Here is a 14403-nt window from a genome sequence, read left to right on the forward strand (position 1 = left end):
GAGCTACGGCAGCTTGAGGCGCAGGGGCCTGCTATCCATCGGGGTGGTGCAGGCACGTTTCGCCGTCACTCGTGGGGGTGATTCGTGGGTGCGCGTCCGCCGGGGCGGGCAGAGGTGGACGCGGCAACTTTCCCACCTCCAGAGAGACCCGCTGATGCGTCTTCGCTCCGTCTTCACCGCCGTGCTCGGTGCCGCCGTGCTCCTGGCCGCCACTCCTGGTTCGGCTTCCGCAGCGACAGGGCAGTTCCGTTTCTCCTACGTGACCGTCGAGGGGGACGAGGCCAGCGGCTTCCTCAACAACCCGCCCAGCGGCCGCTGCCTCAATCTCCACGGTGTCGGCCAGGAGAACCCCCAGCCCGGCCACTCGCCGAAGAACCGTACAGATGCCTGGGCGACCGTCTTCACCGGCACCGACTGCCAGGGCGACTCCTTCCGCCTGCGGCCACGCACCGGGGGCGCCTCGGAGCGCCTCAAGCTGCGGTCGGTCAGCTTTAGCTGACGCGAGCAGACAGAGCCGGCTCGGCGCTCCGGCTCGCGCCATCTTCCCGGTCCCATTCCTGGTCCCATTCCCGACCGCATCGACCCGACCGCATCGACCCGCTCGCATGGACTAGAGACGGTCCGCAGGGGCATGCCCATGGCCGGCACGCCGCCCGTGCCCCTGCGGCGGTCGGCGCGGTCGAAGGGGCTGGGGGCGACGCTTCGTGTCGGTCGCGTACGGATGTACTGGCGAAACGGCGCTCCTGGTGGGGCGGGGCGATGGATGCCCAAGCCGAAGCGGAACGATCCTCCTCCCTCGGTCACATTTCCCGGACGTGATCCGTCAGGGCAGTGACAGCACAGGAAAGCCCGAAGGAGACGGCGATGGAAGCACGTTCGATCACGGCACAGGTTCCGATGGGTCCGCGGATGGCCGAGGACCCCGCGCAGCTGGTGCCCGAGCTGGCGGAGGTGTCGGCGGCGCTGTTCAAGGTCACCGGCAACGGTTCGGTGCCGCGTGCCACGATCAGTCTGGTGCAGCTGCGGGCCGGACAGATTGTGGGCAGCACCTACCTGACCGTTCTGCACACGGGCTTCTTGCGCAAGGCGGGGGAGTCGGAGGAGCGGATCGCGTCGGTGGCGTCCTGGCAGGACTCGCCGTACTTCACCGGTGCCGAGCGTGCCGCGCTGGCGCTGGTGGAAGCCGTGCTGCAGCCGTCCGCAGACGGGGAAAGGGTCTCCGACGAGCTGTATGCGCAGGCGGCGGAGCACTTTGAAGCCAAGGCGCTTGCCACGTTGATGTTCGCGATCGGCCAGGTCAACTTCTTCATCGCCGTGGCGCTCATCGCCAAGCCGGTGCCGGGCCGGTCGTTCACCGACCCGTGGAAGTGACGGGAGTCCGCAACGGTGAGCTCCGTCCTGGGTGACAGGGCGGAGCTTTCCGCCGGCTGCCGTGCCGGTTGGGGCATGGTGGGTGTGGCCCCGCGGCAGTAGTCTGGCACCCGATGCAGGCAACCCGCCAACCGTCCCCATCGCCCTCAACGCTCCAGCCGATGCCTGCTGGTGGCGGGGGCTGGATTCCGCACGGCCACCACATCGCCCCTCATGCGCACCCCCAGGGCCAGCTGGTGTACGCGGCCACCGGCGCACTGGCCACCACGACCGAACGCGGGACCTGGGTCGCCCCGGCCAACCGGGTGACGTGGACGCCGCCCGGCTTCGCCCACTCGCATCGGTTCTACGGCAGGACCGATGCCCGCGTGGTCCCCGTCCCGGTCGACTTGTGCGGTGTGCTCGTGGCGCATCCCAGCGTGTTCGCGGTAAGTCCGCTGCTGCGGGAGGCTCTTCTGGCGCTGACTGACCGGCGGGAGTTCCGCCCCGGTGCCTATGACCGGCTGGTCGCGGTGATGATCGATGAGCTCGCCGAGGCCCCCGAGCAGTCCCTGCATCTGCCCGAACCTCGTGACGACCGGCTGCGTGCCGTCACCGATCTGCTGCACGCCGACCCCGGCCGGAGCGCGACCCTGGCCGAGTTGGGGCACGACGCGGGAGCGAGTGAGCGCACCCTGAGCCGTCTGTTCCACGCCGAGCTGGGTATGAGCTTTCACCGCTGGCGCACCATTCTGCGCATCCACCACGCCCTGATCCATCTCACCAACGGCCGTTCCGTCACCGAGACCGCGATGGATTGCGGGTGGTCCAACCCGTCGAGTTTCATCGACGCGTTCAGCGAGGTCGTCGGCCAGACTCCGGGCCGCTATCAAGTGGGTCTGCGTAGGGGGCTGGGTTCGTCCGAGTGCTGACCAGAGTCGAGTTGGCGGGTTTTCGGGATGTGGTGTCCGTTCGCCGGTTGGTGACGGACACTGCCGGATTCCACAGTGGTGGTGGGCACGCCGCACCGTTCGGGCGGCACGGTCGTTCGTACTCCGGCGTGCTCAGTCACCGCTGTCTTCGAGGGAGTTCGGTACACCATGGTGAAGAAGAGTGAGGACGCCGCCGTCGTTGTGGTGGGGGCCGGGGTCGCCGGACTCACGCTCGGCAATTTCCTGCTGCGCAACGGCATCGGGTGCGTCATTCTGGAGAAGCACAGCCGGGAATACGTCGAGCAGCGGCAACGAGCCGGGGCCATCGACAGTCGCGGGGTGCGTATGTTCCGCGAGTGGGGGTTTGCGGAGGTGCTGGAGGGCGACCCGGTCCCGGAGATCGGGAACGGTTTCTGGGTCGACGGGAAAGAGTTTCCGATGCGGTTCGACGAGGACGGTGACGACCGGGACAGCAGCATCTTCTGTCCTCAGCAGATTCTCGTCCGCAACCTCACGGATGCTTTCCTGCGGGCCGGCGGCGACCTTCGCTTCGAGGCCGCCGATGTCTCCCTGGAAGACGTCGACGGGGAGCGTCCCCGTGTGCGGCATCGGGGCGCCGCCGGCTTGACGCATGTCGTGACCTGCGACTTCATCGCCGGTTGCGATGGCTATCACGGCGTGAGCAGAGGGTCCGTCCCCGCCGATGCCCTCACGCGCCACTCCCGCGAGTACGGTTATTCCTGGCTCAGTGTCCTGGCCGAAGTGCCGGCGAAGCCCCTGGGCATCGCCATACACTCCCGTGGCCTCGCCGGAATGCTCCCTCGCGGCGCGAACGCCAGCCGTCTCTACCTCCAGTGTCCGGTCGACGACACCCCTTCGCAGTGGCCTGACGATCGTATCTGGAGGGAAATGGAAGCTCGTTTCTGTACTCCCGTGCCGTCCGGCCGGATCGTCGACAAGCGGATCGTGCCTCTCCGGAGTGTGGTGTACAGCCCCATGAGCTTCGGCAGGCTGTATCTGCTCGGGGACGCGGCACATATCGTCCCTCCGATGAGTGCGAAGGGGCTCAACCTCGCCCTCTATGATGCCGAGGTTCTGGCTCGTGCGGTCATCCGGCAGCTGCGGGAAGGTGACGCGAGTCTGCTCGACAGCTACTCGGACACCTGCCTGCGCCATGTCTGGAACTACCAGGCATTCGCGGCGTGGATAACCGATCTCGTACACGATGCCGGTGACGCTTCGTACGAAGGGGAGTTCCGCAACCGGGTCGCCCGGGCGGAACTGGAACGGCAGTTCACGTCTCCCGCGGCCGGCAGGCTCTTCGGTGAATTCCTCGCCGGGGTGAATTAGCCGGGGGCGGGGGAGGGCTGCGGGCGTCAGTCGTCGATGCGGCGCGGCAGTACGCAGTCGTTCCTGGCCTGCCCCGCCTGAAATTGCCTGAATACCGCTGCCCCCGGTGTTGTACACCGGGGGCAGCGGGCTTTCTCGGTGCGACGTCAGCGGGATGAGTTCTCGCCGGACGGGGACCGGTCAGCGGTAGTAGATCGGCATGATGGACTCACTGTCGTCACACCACACCTCGTGGTACCCGTTCGCCTGGGCCCCCGCGAGCTCCTTCGCCTCGCACGCCGCCTTTGAGGGGTACCGCTCGGCGCCGGCGGGGATCCAGCCGGAGCCGGGGGGTGCGGCGGCGGAAGCGGTGGTGGCGGTCAGCGGAACGGCGATCGCTGCAACGCCGACGGCGAGACCGACACCGATACGAGTACGCCACGCCTTCATGGTTGTCTCCTTGCTTGTCGTTCATGTTCCGAGCACGTTCTGAGCATCTCTGAGCTGGGCTTGCTCAGAGATGCTCTTGGTTTGCCCCGTCGACGCTACGTGCGGGTTGGGCCCTCTCGCGGGGTTCGGAGGCGGTCTACGTAACGCATTACGTAATGCCTGCTTACGGGGGCGGATACGGAGACAGGGGTGGGGGCCGGGGGCACCCGGAAGACCGCGTAGCCGCCAAATGCCGCGCCCGATCAAGAACCTGGCGGCCGTGACTGCCGTCTCCTAGACGTGAGATCAGTCAGGAGGACACCGGTTGAGGAGCTGTACCGGCGCACCGCGCCGCGGACAGAGGTGGGGTGCGCCCCGTGAGCGGGGCGCCCGCCGGTCCCTCCCCCCAGAGGGCCCGGGCTTGACCGAGGCCCGGGACTGACTCCCTATGAATGAGATCGAGAGAAACCTCTAGCAATGTTGACTCGGAGGACGATTCCGGTGCAGCTCGTGGCCCGACATGCGGAGCGGCGTGAGATCGATCGGTTGGTGACGTCGGCAGCAGCCGGGCGTGGTGGGGCCGTTGTGGTTGCCGGGGAGGCGGGGGTCGGCAAGTCGGCGCTGATCGACGCCGTGGTGGGGGGCCTGGACGGCTTTCAGGTGTTGCGGGCCGCCGGTACGGAGTTCGAGCGCGATCTTCTCTACTCGACGCTGCACCAGTTGTGCGCCCCGGTTCTCGAACACCGGCGGCGGCTTCCCGCGGTGCAGCGGAGGGCGCTGGAGGGGGTGTTCGGGCTCGGCGCACCGGCCTCGCCCGATCCGCTGACGGTCGGTCTCGCCGTTCTGGGGCTTTTGCACGAGGTGGCGCAGGACGTACCGGTCTGCTGCGTGGTGGACGATGCCCAGTGGATCGACGACGCTTCGCGTCGGGTGCTGGTGTTCGTCGCCCGGCGGGTGTCCGTCGAGCGGATCGCGGTGGTGTTCGCCGCGCGTGACGTCGGTCCGCCGTCCGGGCTGGCCGAGCTTCCGCGGATGTCCCTCGCGGGTCTGGGCGACGAGGACGCCCGGGCCTTGCTGGGAGCGGCGACGCATATCGGGCCGGACGCCGATGTCGTCGACCGGATACTCGCCGAGGCCCACGGGAACCCGTTGGCGCTGGTGGAGTTCGCCCACCACGCGGAACCGTTCGCGGTCCCCGGGCCACGGCGTCTGCGGGCCAGCGTGGTGGACACGTTGGAGCGGCAGTTCGTCCAGCGCTTCGAGCGGTTGCCGGACGCGACACGGGCGCTGGTGGTGCTCGCCGCTGCTGAGCCGGTCGGCGACCTCGACCTGCTGCGTCGCGCGGCGCGGCTCCTCGGGCTGGACGCGGCGGAGCTGACCCTCGCGGAGGACGCCGGACTTCTGGTCCTGGGGCCGCTGCTGCGCTTCCGGCATCCGCTGGTGCGCTCCGCGGTCTACGCGTCGGCCACTCCGGAGAAGCGCCGGAGCATGCACGGTGCTCTCGCGGAGGCGGCCGATCCGGAGACCGACCTCGACCGCCAGGCGTGGCACCGGGCCCACGCGGTCATCGACGCCGACGAGGAGATCGCCGCGGAACTGGAACGGTCCGCCGGCCGGGCGAGCCTGCGCGGCGGATTCGCCGCGGCCGCCGCGTTCATGGAGCGAGCGGGCCAGCTGACCCCCGCTCGCGACCGCCAGGCCGGACGGCTGATCGACGCGGCACAGCTGCGGCTGCAGGCCGGGGCGCCCGACGTGGCCCGTGGCCTCGTCACCCGGGCAGAGCGGCGCCCGATGGACGACAAGGGCCGTGCCAGGGCGCGCCTGCTGCGGGCACGGATCGACTACCAGCTCTCCCACAACCCGCAGGCCACCGCCAGACTCGTCGACGTCGTCTCGGAGTTGGTCCCTGAACAGGCGAGAGAGACCTGCCTGGAGGCGTTCGCGTCGTTCATGTACAACGACAATCATCCGGGCCTTCTCAAGGAGCTCGGCGCCCGGATCCGCGAGCGGGCGCCGCACCGGGAGCCGGCCCGGCCGGCCGATCTGCTGCTCGACGCTCTGCTGGACCAGGCCACACTGCCCGTCGAGCGGGCCGTGCCCGCGATGCGCGACGCGGTGACGGCGTGCCGTACGGCCGTCCGCTCGTCGGGCCCGTGGCGGATGAATCTGGTCTGCCAGGTCGTCATCGACCTGCGGGACGACGAGGCGATGGAGGAGATCGCGGACCGCCAGGTGGACGTGGCGCGTCGGCAGGGCTCCCTCGCCTCGCTGCCGCAGGCCCTGCGGTATCAGGCGGTGGCCCGAGTATCGGTCGGTCGGTTCGACGAGGCGGACGTCAGCCTCAGTGAGGCCCGGGCCGTCGACGAGGCGGCAGGCACGGTGCCCCTGCTGGGGCCCGAGCTGGTCCTCACCGGCTTCCGCGGCGACGCGGACCGGTTCGCCGAACTGCGGGAGCTGGTGGGACGGGACGGGCGCCCGTTCGAAGCGGCCGGCGAGCACTATGCCAGGGCGGTCCTGCACAACGGGCTGGGCGACTACGAAGCGGCTCTGGAGGCCGCGTTGACCGCCCAGCGCCGGCACCAGGCCGGCTCGTACTCGATCTGGGCCGTCTATACGGAGCTGGTCGAAGCCGCCGCGCGCGCCGGGCGCGGCGAGGAGGCGGCCGCGGCCATGAAACATCTGGGGACGCTGGCCCGTCTGCATCCCGTCCCGTGGGCCGTCGCCGAATGGCTGCAGGCGCAGGCCCTCCTGGAGAGGGGCGAGGACTGCGAAGCGCTGTACCGGCAGGCCATCGAGCAGTTCGCCCGGACCCGGGTCCGGGTGCTCCACGCGCGCGCCCGGCTGACGTACGGGGAGTGGCTGCGCCGCGAGAACCGGCGGGCCGAGGCCCGTGATGAGCTGCGGGCGGCGCACGACATGCTGTCGCGTATCGGTGCCCGCGCTTTCGCCGAGCGCGCGGCCAGGGAACTGCGCGCCACCGGTGAACAGCCGCGCCTGCGCGGTGAGGACCCGCTGGGCCGGCTCACCGCGCAGGAACGGCTCATCGCCGGGAAGGTCGCTGCCGGGGCGACGTCCAGGGAGGTGGGCGTGATGTTGTTCCTCAGCCCCCGCACCATCGACACACATTTGCGCAACGTGTACCGCAAATTGGGCATCTCGTCGCGCCGCCAGCTCCGTGAGATGCCGCTGTGACCAGCCGGCTCCGCGGTATGTCACGGCCTGGGCCTCCCGACTCGGTGGTGTGTCACTGCCTCGGCCTCCCGGCTGCGCGGTACGTCGACGCGCCTGCTCCGGCGGGCGCGTCGACGTACCACGGCCGGTTCAGTACTGGTCCCCGCCGGACCGGCCGAACAGCTCGATCTCGGCGATGGCCACCTGCTTCTCGGCGGACGCGGCGTGCGCCGACTCGATGGTGAAGCGGACCTTGGTGGCCTCGCCGACACGGAAGGCGCGGCGCTGCCCGCCCGCGCCCGGGTCCAAGGTCAGTTCGCGGGTCGTGGTCCGGCCGTCCGTCCCCGTGATCGTCGCCGTGACCCGGTGCGGCAGGGCGGACTTCTCCAGCTGGTCGGCGCGGGTGGACACACCTGGCGTGATGATGACGTCGAGGAGCCGCGCCGGGCGCGCGAACCGCACCTCGACCCATTCGCCCTGGCCCGATTGCGCCACACCCGGACCCCACCAGGTGTTGCTGAGCTTGTCGAAGGCCAGCTTCGGTTCGTGGCCGGGGTAGGAGCGGGAGGCCCGGATCCCGTCCGGCTCGACCGGTGCGCGCTTGGCGAAGTGGTCGCGCGTGGCGTCGATGCCGTCGGGCAGGTACAGCACGCCGAGGATGACCAGCATCACGGCGATGGCGAGGGTGACCCAGGTGCCGACGCGGTCGAAGGCACGGCGGAGGCGGGGGCGGTCGCCCGCCCAGGGGGCTTCCTGGCCGCCGGGCCCGAAAAGGCGCCGCCACCAGGGGCGACGTCCAGGCGCGGGGGCCGCGGGGCTCTCGGCGAGGGGCATCGCGCAACGGTTGCAGAAGTGCCGGTCCGGGTGGTTCGGCGTGGCGCACCAGGCGCACGGCGGACCGTGTTCCGTCCCCTGGGGGCCGGGGACGCGTACGTGGGGCCGGTCGGTGTCGGGGCGGCCGGGCAGCACCGGGGCCACGGAGGGGACCGGCGCGGCGGGGGCGGCTTCGTGCTCCGGGACGGGCACGAGGAGGGAACGGGCGCGTTCGGCCGTGGAATTGCCGGGAGGGGGCCCGTCCTGCGGCGTGCTCAGCGGGAGGCGGGGGTCGGTGTCCTCCAGGTTCGGGTCACCGGTCGCGGACCGGGACGCGCCGGCGGTTCCGGCACCGTCGCGGTCCCCGGTGTGCTCCGGGGCCGGGGCCGTTCCCGAAGAGCGGTGCCCGCTCAGGGCGGAAGCGTCCACAGGTGGGGCGGTATCGATGCGGCTCGGGGCCGCGCCGGACCCGCGGACATCCGCCCGGGCGGCGCCCCGGCCGGAACCGGCGTCGGAAGCCGCCGGGGAGCCGGTACGGCCCCCGGCAGCGTCCCAGCGGAGGACGGCTCCGCAGGCGTCGCAGAACGACTGTCCCGGCTCCGCGCGGGTCCCGCACTCACCGCAGTACGGCGTGCTCATCTGTCCGAGGTCCTTTCGGTGGTGGTCACCGTGACGGTGTAGGGCATGTGCGCGGGACGGGCCGCGGCCACGAGCGTGTCGAGGCGGTAGGTGTCGGCCGGTGCGGGGTCGGGCAGCTGGAGGACGACGTGCAGGTGGGGGCGGGCACTGCCGGGGAACGGTCCGCGGGGACGCGCGCTCCAGGCGGCGCCGCCGCTCTCCGTGATCTCCGGTTCGGCACCGAACGCGAGGCGTACGGCTTCCGAGAGGCCGCGCCGGGTGCCCCGTACGCGGTGCAGGGCGACCGCGGCGGCCACGGCGGCGCGCAGCCGTGGCTCGGGTTCGGTGCCGTCGGTCTCGGCGCCCACCCAGGCGCCCAGCCACCGGGCGAAGTCGACCGGGGTGAGCGCGGGGTCGAAGTAGGTGTCCAGGCAGTCGAGCACGTTCAGGATCGGCGCGAGGACGTCGTCGAGTCCGCCGACGAAGCGCTGCGCGAGATCGTCGTCGGCGAAGACGGCCGGGAGCATCATGCCGATGGGGGCGGAGGAGCCCAGGCCGTCGACGGAGCCTCTCATGAGCGGCCTCCGGAGTACGTCGATCGTGTCATGCGCTGTCCCCGATCACCCGTACGCGGTGGTCGAAGGAGAAGACCAGGGCGGGCGGTTCGAGATCGATGCGGTCGGTCGGGTCACCGCGCTGACCGGTCAGCGGGTCGGCGGGGTGCAGTACGACCTCGTCGACCAGCTCCACGCCGGGGACGCGCTGCAGGATGGCGAAGACCTCACCGGCCTGCACCGGGCGGCCGAAGGGCCAGCCGCGGCCGTCCGCGCCACCCGTGAGCGGGTCCAGATGACGGTAGAGGGCGTCGTGGGCCCGGCGGCGCACCCGGTCGGTGTCGGTACCGCGGAAGGCGTGGACGGTCGCGACGACCGTGACCCCCTGGTAGTAGGGCGGGCCGACCGCGAGTCTGGTGCCGATGAGGCGGCGTTCGTCGAGATGACGGGTGATGCGGTCCAGCAGGCGGTCGCCGGGGACGAGTTGCTCGAAGCGGAGCCGGCCGCCGGGGTCGGGGACGGCCTGCGGCACGACGAGCACCCGTACCGCGTAGGACCCGTACTCGTCCCGGTGGCCTTCCAGACAGGTGATGCGGGCGGTCTCGGGCGCGGCCCGGCGGGCGAGTTCCTCGTAGTCGCGCAGGGTGACGGCGCGCTCCTGGGCGCGCAGCGTGATCGGGGCCCGGACCTTGGCCTCCTCGACGGTCTCGCCGTCGACGCCGCCGCGTGCGGCCTCGCCGTTGACGACTTCGGAGACGTACGGGATGGAGGTGCGCAGGACCCGTACGGCACCCCGGGTGACGTTGCCGGTCCGGCCGCCGCCGGTGCGGTAGCGGCGGGCGCGGATGACCGCGCCCTTCGGGGCGACCATGCCGTACTGACGCAGCGAGCCGTCGGCTTCCCGGACGGCGGGACCGAAGGCGATGCCGCCGGTGGTGGCGTCGAGGGTGATGTGGCGGTCGTCCGCCCGGGACGCGGCGAAGTGCGGGACGACCTGCCAGTCCTGCCATCCGTCGTGTTCGGCGGTCTGGAGCAGCAGCGGCGGGTCGTCGCCGACGACGGGCGCCTGGGCGAGCCGCCGTCGCTGACCGGGCAGGCCGCTGGATTCGCCGAGTGCCTCGTCGTACACGGTGGCGGCGTGCACGACGCGGGTGGTGCCGCCGATGGTGCAGGCGTCGGCGGACCGTACGGTCGGTGACGTGGTGTAGAAGGGCTGGCCGGGCAGCGGATCGGTGACCCGGCAGCGCAGCCAGCCGGCTTCGTGACCGGCGTTGCGGGACAGTACGTGGCCGCCGGGGATGTGCAGGACGACGTCGCCCGCGCGGTTGAGGCCGCCGGTGCCGTCGCGGTCGATGTCGCAGGCCTGCCAGCCGTCCTCGGTCCACGCCTCCCACACCAGTGGCGGCTGCCTCGGGTCGACGCCGACACCGTCCACCCGGCTGTCGAGTTCCAGGGCGACGGCACAGTGCGGTACGGCCGCCGTCAGGCCGATCAGCATGCAGTCGCCGGGTACGGGGGCTTCGGCGAAGCACCGGATGTCGGCGCCTTCGGCCAGCGCGGCGGTGCGGTCGGTCACCGGCTCACCCCGGTGCTGCACCACCAGCCGGCTCATCGCGCAGGGCACGATGGCCAGTTCGCGCTCGGTGCTGAAGACCACCGCCTCCTCCTGCTCCGTGCGCAGGGTGGCCACTTCGGTGCCGACCGGCACGGGGATGACCTCCTCCTGGGGTGCGGACAGCCAGAAGGTGACATCCGTACGGGCCGCCGACGGCGGGAAGAGGGTGACCCCTATGAGGTCCAGGAAGGCCAGATGGTTTTTCTCGGGGACCCGGTTGAGGCGGTAGACGATCTGGTCGGCCATGTGGGCGACGGTCTCGACGAGGGTGACGCCCGGATCGGAGACGTTGTGGTCGGTCCATTCCGGCGCGCGCTGCTGGATGTAGCGCTTGGCGTCGTCGACGAACTGCTGGAAGCGGCGGTCGTCGAGGTTGGGCGAAGGCAGGGACATCAGCGGTCGCTTTCGGGGGAGGTGCCGGAACCGTCGTCGGAGCGGTCGCCGCCGGAGCCGTCCTCGTGGGAGGGAATGACATAGAAGGGGAAGACGAGGCTGCGCGGGTTGTTGGTGCCGCGGATCTGGTAGCGGATGTCGATGTACAGGACGCTGCGGTCGGTGCCGGTGGTCACCTCTACGTCGGTGACCTCGATACGCGGCTCCCAGCGGTCCAGGGAGAGGTACACCTCGTGCTGGATGCGGCCCGCGGTCTGCTCGTTGACCGGAGCGAACACCAGGTCGTGGATGGCGCAGCCGAACTCGGGCCGCATCGGCCGCTCTCCCGGCGCGGTCGCCAGGACCAGCCGGATCGCCTCCTCGATCTCCCGCTCGCCGCTGACCAGCGCGATACCGCCGGTCGGCCCGATACGCAGCGGGAACGACCACCCGGAGCCGACGAACTGTTCGGCCAACAGAACACACCCGCTTTCCACGGACAGGGAACTGGACAGAGAAACGGAGACCGGGACCGGACGGCGGTGCTCACCCCATCGGCGGCACGGGTGGTGTGACGGAGAAGAAGAGCGGTGAGGTGACGGTGGTCTTGGCGCCGTTGATCAGGTTCGCGGCCGAGGTGATCGTGGCGCTGGCCCCCGCGGTGAGGGTCGCCACGCCGCCGGCCGTCATGTTCAGGGCCCCTCCCGTGGTGAGCCCGAGCTGTCCCGCGGACTTGAGGTTGATCAGGCCCGTGGAGTCGACATTGAGCGGGCCGACGCTCCTGATGCTGAGCAGACCACCGCTCTGCAGGCTCAGCCGGCGCCGGGCGCTCAGCGTGAGGTCGGTGCCGGCCTCCACGGACACCGACCTGCTGCCCTTGATGGTGACCGACCCCTTGCTGTCCACGACGATCTCGGTGTTCGTCCGGTCCAGGCTGACGGTCAGCTGCTTGTCGCCGGAGGCCAGCCGGACGCCCTGCTTGCGGCGGCCGGTCTGCTGGCTGAGCAGGTCCAAGCGGTTGCCGTCCCGGTCGGAGACGGTGTGCCGGCTCGCCCTCTTCCGTACGGTGTCGTGCAGCGGCACGTCACCGACCGCCGTCGGCTTGTCCTTGCCGTTGTAGAGCCCGCCGATCACGAACGGATGGTCGAGGGCACCCCGGTCGAACCCGACCAGCACCTCGTCGTTGACGTCCATCGGGAACACCCCGCCACCACCGAGGCCGCCCATCTGCACCGTCCGCGTCCAGTCACTGACGTACGTGTCGTCCAGCCACGGGAACCGCAGCCGCACACGGCCCTGCTTGAGCGGATCGTTCACATCGGTGACCAGGGCGTTGGCCACACTCGGCAGTGTGAGACCGGTGCCCGTCCCGCCCCCGCCGGAGGCCAGCCCGAACAGCGAACGCCACTGCCGGCCGCTGACGGTCACCCACGACTCGTAGTGCTTCCCGTCCCCGAAGACGTGCCGTACGGAGGTCGCCGTGTACTTGCCCTCGAAGGGCATGCCGGTGTCCGAGAGCATCACCGGTACCCCGGGCCGCAGCCGCGTATTGCCCAGCACCACGATCTCCACCTCGGCGAAGGCCCCGGTCACGTCCTCGGCGAGGGCGTCGGAGGCGAACCTCACCTCGGCCGACTTGTCGTACGGGACCGAGGCGTCGACCAGCTTGCCCGCCTTGAAACGGCCCGCGGCCCCGCCGGGCGTCTCGCCGATGGCGAAGCCCGGGTTGTCCTTGGCGGGCGAGACGGAGCTGAGTGCCTTCTTCTGCGTGACGTCCCAGCCGCGCGTCTCCACCTTGCCGACCTGATCCGCCGCGGTGACCGCGGCCCGCAGGCGCAGGATGTCGACACCGGCCTTCAGCTCCAGGGGGTCCTCGCCGTCCAGGCTCTTCGACGGCGCTCCCGACGCCGGTTTCGGCCGGACGAAGCAGAACCTGCCCTTCGCGTCGATGGACATGACGGACTCGTTCTCGTCGGCCAGCCGCGCCAGGAAGTCCCAGTCGCTGACGTTGGACTGGCTGATGAACTCGTACACCGTCTTCGTCGACTGGATCGTGCCGATCGGCACCCCGGCCCGCGCGGCCAGCTTCCTGGCGATGTCGGAGGCGGACTGGTTCCGGTACGCCGCCACCCGGCGCTGGCGCATGAGCCGGTGCCCGAAGTCGTAGCCCCGGATGACGGTGAAGGTGCCGGTGCCGTCGTAATCGGCCTCGAAACCGGTGATCTCACCGGTCAGCAGCGTGTCACCGGCGCCCTGGCCGTCGGTCACGGTCGCGATGGTGACCGGGGTGCCGAACGTGGCGCCCAGCCGGCTGATCATGATCCGGTAGGGGTCCCGGAAGGTCAGCTCGAAGGCGGCGGGAACCCCGGCGCCCTGGTCGACCCAGCCGGCGACCAGGGCCTCCGTGGCGTCGTCGGGCAGTTCGCCGCCGATGGAGACCTGAAGGACGGCGGACGTCGCGGGACCCGTCATCAGCGACGCACCTCCTCGGCGGCGGGCAGGACGAGTTCGATGCCCGTGGGCAGCCGGGACGGATCGTCGATGTTGTTGGCCTCGGCGATCGCCCGCCACGACGCCGCGTCCCCGTACTCCCGCCAGGCCAGCGACTGGAGCGAGTCACCGGCCACGACCTGGTGCACCCGCTGCGCGGTGAGCGCGCCCGAGGTCGGGTTCTGCCGCCGGGTCTTGCCGGGGATCTCGTGCAACTGCATCCGGCAGGTGGCACGGATGGGCACACCGGTGGTCCCGAACAGCGTGTAGGACGCGTCGACGGAGCTGACGTACGCGGTGAACCGGGCCGTGGAGAAGGACCCCCACTGGAAGATCACCCACGGCGGCGACGGCTGGTCGGCCGCCAGGCTCCTGGCGGTCACCACACAGCACTTCATCAGCGCCGCCACCTTCTTCAGCACCGTGTTGCCGGTCGGCCGGTCGGAGGAGTCGAGAAAGATCTCCAGGGACATCGTCCGCGGCTCCGACCCCATGAACTCCGGCCGCGCGCCGTTGCGTACGGCGATCGTCGGCGTCACCTTCCACTGGGCGGAACGGCTGACGGACAGCTGCGCCGGGTTGAAGTCGAAGTCGAACGTTTTCCTGAGGGCGCCCGGGCTGGTGCCCTTGCCGAGCGGGGGCTCGTGGATCGCGAGGGTGGCCCGGACCAGGCTCTTGCCGGCGCCTTTGCTGCTACTGGGCATGGGGTTCGTCTCTTCGTTCCTGGGTC

The 14403-nt window shown here is 70.8% G+C and carries 12 protein-coding genes; 5 read left to right on the forward strand and 7 right to left on the reverse strand.

Annotated features, from left to right (window positions below):
* Positions 1–154: 154 nt before the first annotated feature.
* The 4 genes from ACZ53K_RS23480 (at position 155) to ACZ53K_RS23495 (ending at position 3632) form a co-directional block, all read left to right on the forward strand.
* On the forward strand, positions 155–499 hold the full coding sequence (locus tag ACZ53K_RS23480; protein ID WP_468839900.1) for a hypothetical protein: 345 nt from the start codon (positions 155–157) through the stop codon (positions 497–499).
* Positions 500–864: 365 nt separating this feature from the next.
* Positions 865–1371 (forward strand): carboxymuconolactone decarboxylase family protein, encoded by a 507-nt coding sequence (locus ACZ53K_RS23485; RefSeq protein ID WP_468839902.1) that lies wholly within the window; start codon positions 865–867, stop codon positions 1369–1371.
* Positions 1372–1532: 161 nt separating this feature from the next.
* On the forward strand, positions 1533–2282 hold the full coding sequence (locus ACZ53K_RS23490; protein ID WP_468839905.1) for a helix-turn-helix domain-containing protein: 750 nt from the start codon (positions 1533–1535) through the stop codon (positions 2280–2282).
* 168 nt (positions 2283–2450) lie between these two features.
* Entirely contained in the window at positions 2451–3632 is a 1182-nt protein-coding gene (locus ACZ53K_RS23495; protein ID WP_468839908.1) for a 4-hydroxybenzoate 3-monooxygenase, read from the forward strand.
* A gap of 180 nt (positions 3633–3812) precedes the next feature.
* Here the strand turns inward: ACZ53K_RS23495 and ACZ53K_RS23500 are convergent, their stop codons facing one another.
* Positions 3813–4061 (reverse strand): hypothetical protein, encoded by a 249-nt coding sequence (locus ACZ53K_RS23500; protein ID WP_468839910.1) that lies wholly within the window; start codon positions 4059–4061, stop codon positions 3813–3815.
* Positions 4062–4517: 456 nt separating this feature from the next.
* On the opposite strand from ACZ53K_RS23500, the gene ACZ53K_RS23505 reads away from it, so the two are divergent.
* Entirely contained in the window at positions 4518–7232 is a 2715-nt protein-coding gene (locus tag ACZ53K_RS23505) for a helix-turn-helix transcriptional regulator (RefSeq protein ID WP_468839913.1), read from the forward strand.
* Positions 7233–7361: 129 nt separating this feature from the next.
* Here the strand turns inward: ACZ53K_RS23505 and ACZ53K_RS23510 are convergent, their stop codons facing one another.
* The 6 genes from ACZ53K_RS23510 to ACZ53K_RS23535 all read right to left on the reverse strand — a co-directional run bounded on the left by ACZ53K_RS23510 (position 7362) and on the right by ACZ53K_RS23535 (position 14377).
* Positions 7362–8663, reverse strand: a complete 1302-nt coding sequence (locus ACZ53K_RS23510) for a zinc ribbon domain-containing protein (RefSeq protein WP_468839916.1) — start codon at positions 8661–8663, stop codon at positions 7362–7364.
* The gene (locus ACZ53K_RS23515; RefSeq protein WP_468839919.1) at positions 8660–9217 is read right to left on the reverse strand and encodes a phage tail protein; all 558 of its coding nucleotides are present in this window, start codon (positions 9215–9217) and stop codon (positions 8660–8662) included. The genes ACZ53K_RS23510 and ACZ53K_RS23515 overlap by 4 nt, the downstream gene beginning before the upstream one ends.
* Positions 9218–9245: 28 nt before the next feature.
* A complete protein-coding gene (locus ACZ53K_RS23520; protein WP_468839922.1) occupies positions 9246–11204 on the reverse strand; it encodes a putative baseplate assembly protein in 1959 nt (652 codons plus the stop codon).
* A complete protein-coding gene (locus tag ACZ53K_RS23525; RefSeq protein WP_468839925.1) occupies positions 11204–11659 on the reverse strand; it encodes a GPW/gp25 family protein in 456 nt (151 codons plus the stop codon). The genes ACZ53K_RS23520 and ACZ53K_RS23525 overlap by 1 nt, the downstream gene beginning before the upstream one ends.
* Before the next feature lie 70 nt (positions 11660–11729).
* Positions 11730–13655, reverse strand: a complete 1926-nt coding sequence (locus ACZ53K_RS23530; protein ID WP_468839928.1) for a VgrG-related protein — start codon at positions 13653–13655, stop codon at positions 11730–11732.
* Positions 13655–14377: a CIS tube protein gene (locus ACZ53K_RS23535; protein WP_468839931.1), complete on the reverse strand. Its 723-nt coding sequence runs from the start codon at positions 14375–14377 to the stop codon at positions 13655–13657. The genes ACZ53K_RS23530 and ACZ53K_RS23535 overlap by 1 nt, the downstream gene beginning before the upstream one ends.
* Between the last annotated feature and the right edge of the window lie 26 nt (positions 14378–14403).

It is taken from the genome of Streptomyces sp. NPDC033221, assembly GCF_055577005.1.

Excerpts from the sequence above, each read along its gene's own strand:
- ACZ53K_RS23480 (WP_468839900.1), top strand. The coding sequence starts at position 155 with ATGCGTCTTCGCTCCGTCTTCACCGCCGTGCTCGGTGCCGCCGTGCTC.
- ACZ53K_RS23485 (WP_468839902.1), top strand. The coding sequence starts at position 865 with ATGGAAGCACGTTCGATCACGGCACAGGTTCCGATGGGTCCGCGGATG.
- ACZ53K_RS23490 (WP_468839905.1), top strand. The coding sequence starts at position 1,533 with ATGCCTGCTGGTGGCGGGGGCTGGATTCCGCACGGCCACCACATCGCC.
- ACZ53K_RS23495 (WP_468839908.1), top strand. The coding sequence starts at position 2,451 with ATGGTGAAGAAGAGTGAGGACGCCGCCGTCGTTGTGGTGGGGGCCGGG.
- ACZ53K_RS23500 (WP_468839910.1), bottom strand. The coding sequence starts at position 4,061 with ATGAAGGCGTGGCGTACTCGTATCGGTGTCGGTCTCGCCGTCGGCGTT.
- ACZ53K_RS23505 (WP_468839913.1), top strand. The coding sequence starts at position 4,518 with ATGTTGACTCGGAGGACGATTCCGGTGCAGCTCGTGGCCCGACATGCG.
- ACZ53K_RS23510 (WP_468839916.1), bottom strand. The coding sequence starts at position 8,663 with ATGAGCACGCCGTACTGCGGTGAGTGCGGGACCCGCGCGGAGCCGGGA.
- ACZ53K_RS23515 (WP_468839919.1), bottom strand. The coding sequence starts at position 9,217 with ATGAGAGGCTCCGTCGACGGCCTGGGCTCCTCCGCCCCCATCGGCATG.
- ACZ53K_RS23520 (WP_468839922.1), bottom strand. The coding sequence starts at position 11,204 with ATGTCCCTGCCTTCGCCCAACCTCGACGACCGCCGCTTCCAGCAGTTC.
- ACZ53K_RS23530 (WP_468839928.1), bottom strand. The coding sequence starts at position 13,655 with ATGACGGGTCCCGCGACGTCCGCCGTCCTTCAGGTCTCCATCGGCGGC.
- ACZ53K_RS23535 (WP_468839931.1), bottom strand. The coding sequence starts at position 14,377 with ATGCCCAGTAGCAGCAAAGGCGCCGGCAAGAGCCTGGTCCGGGCCACC.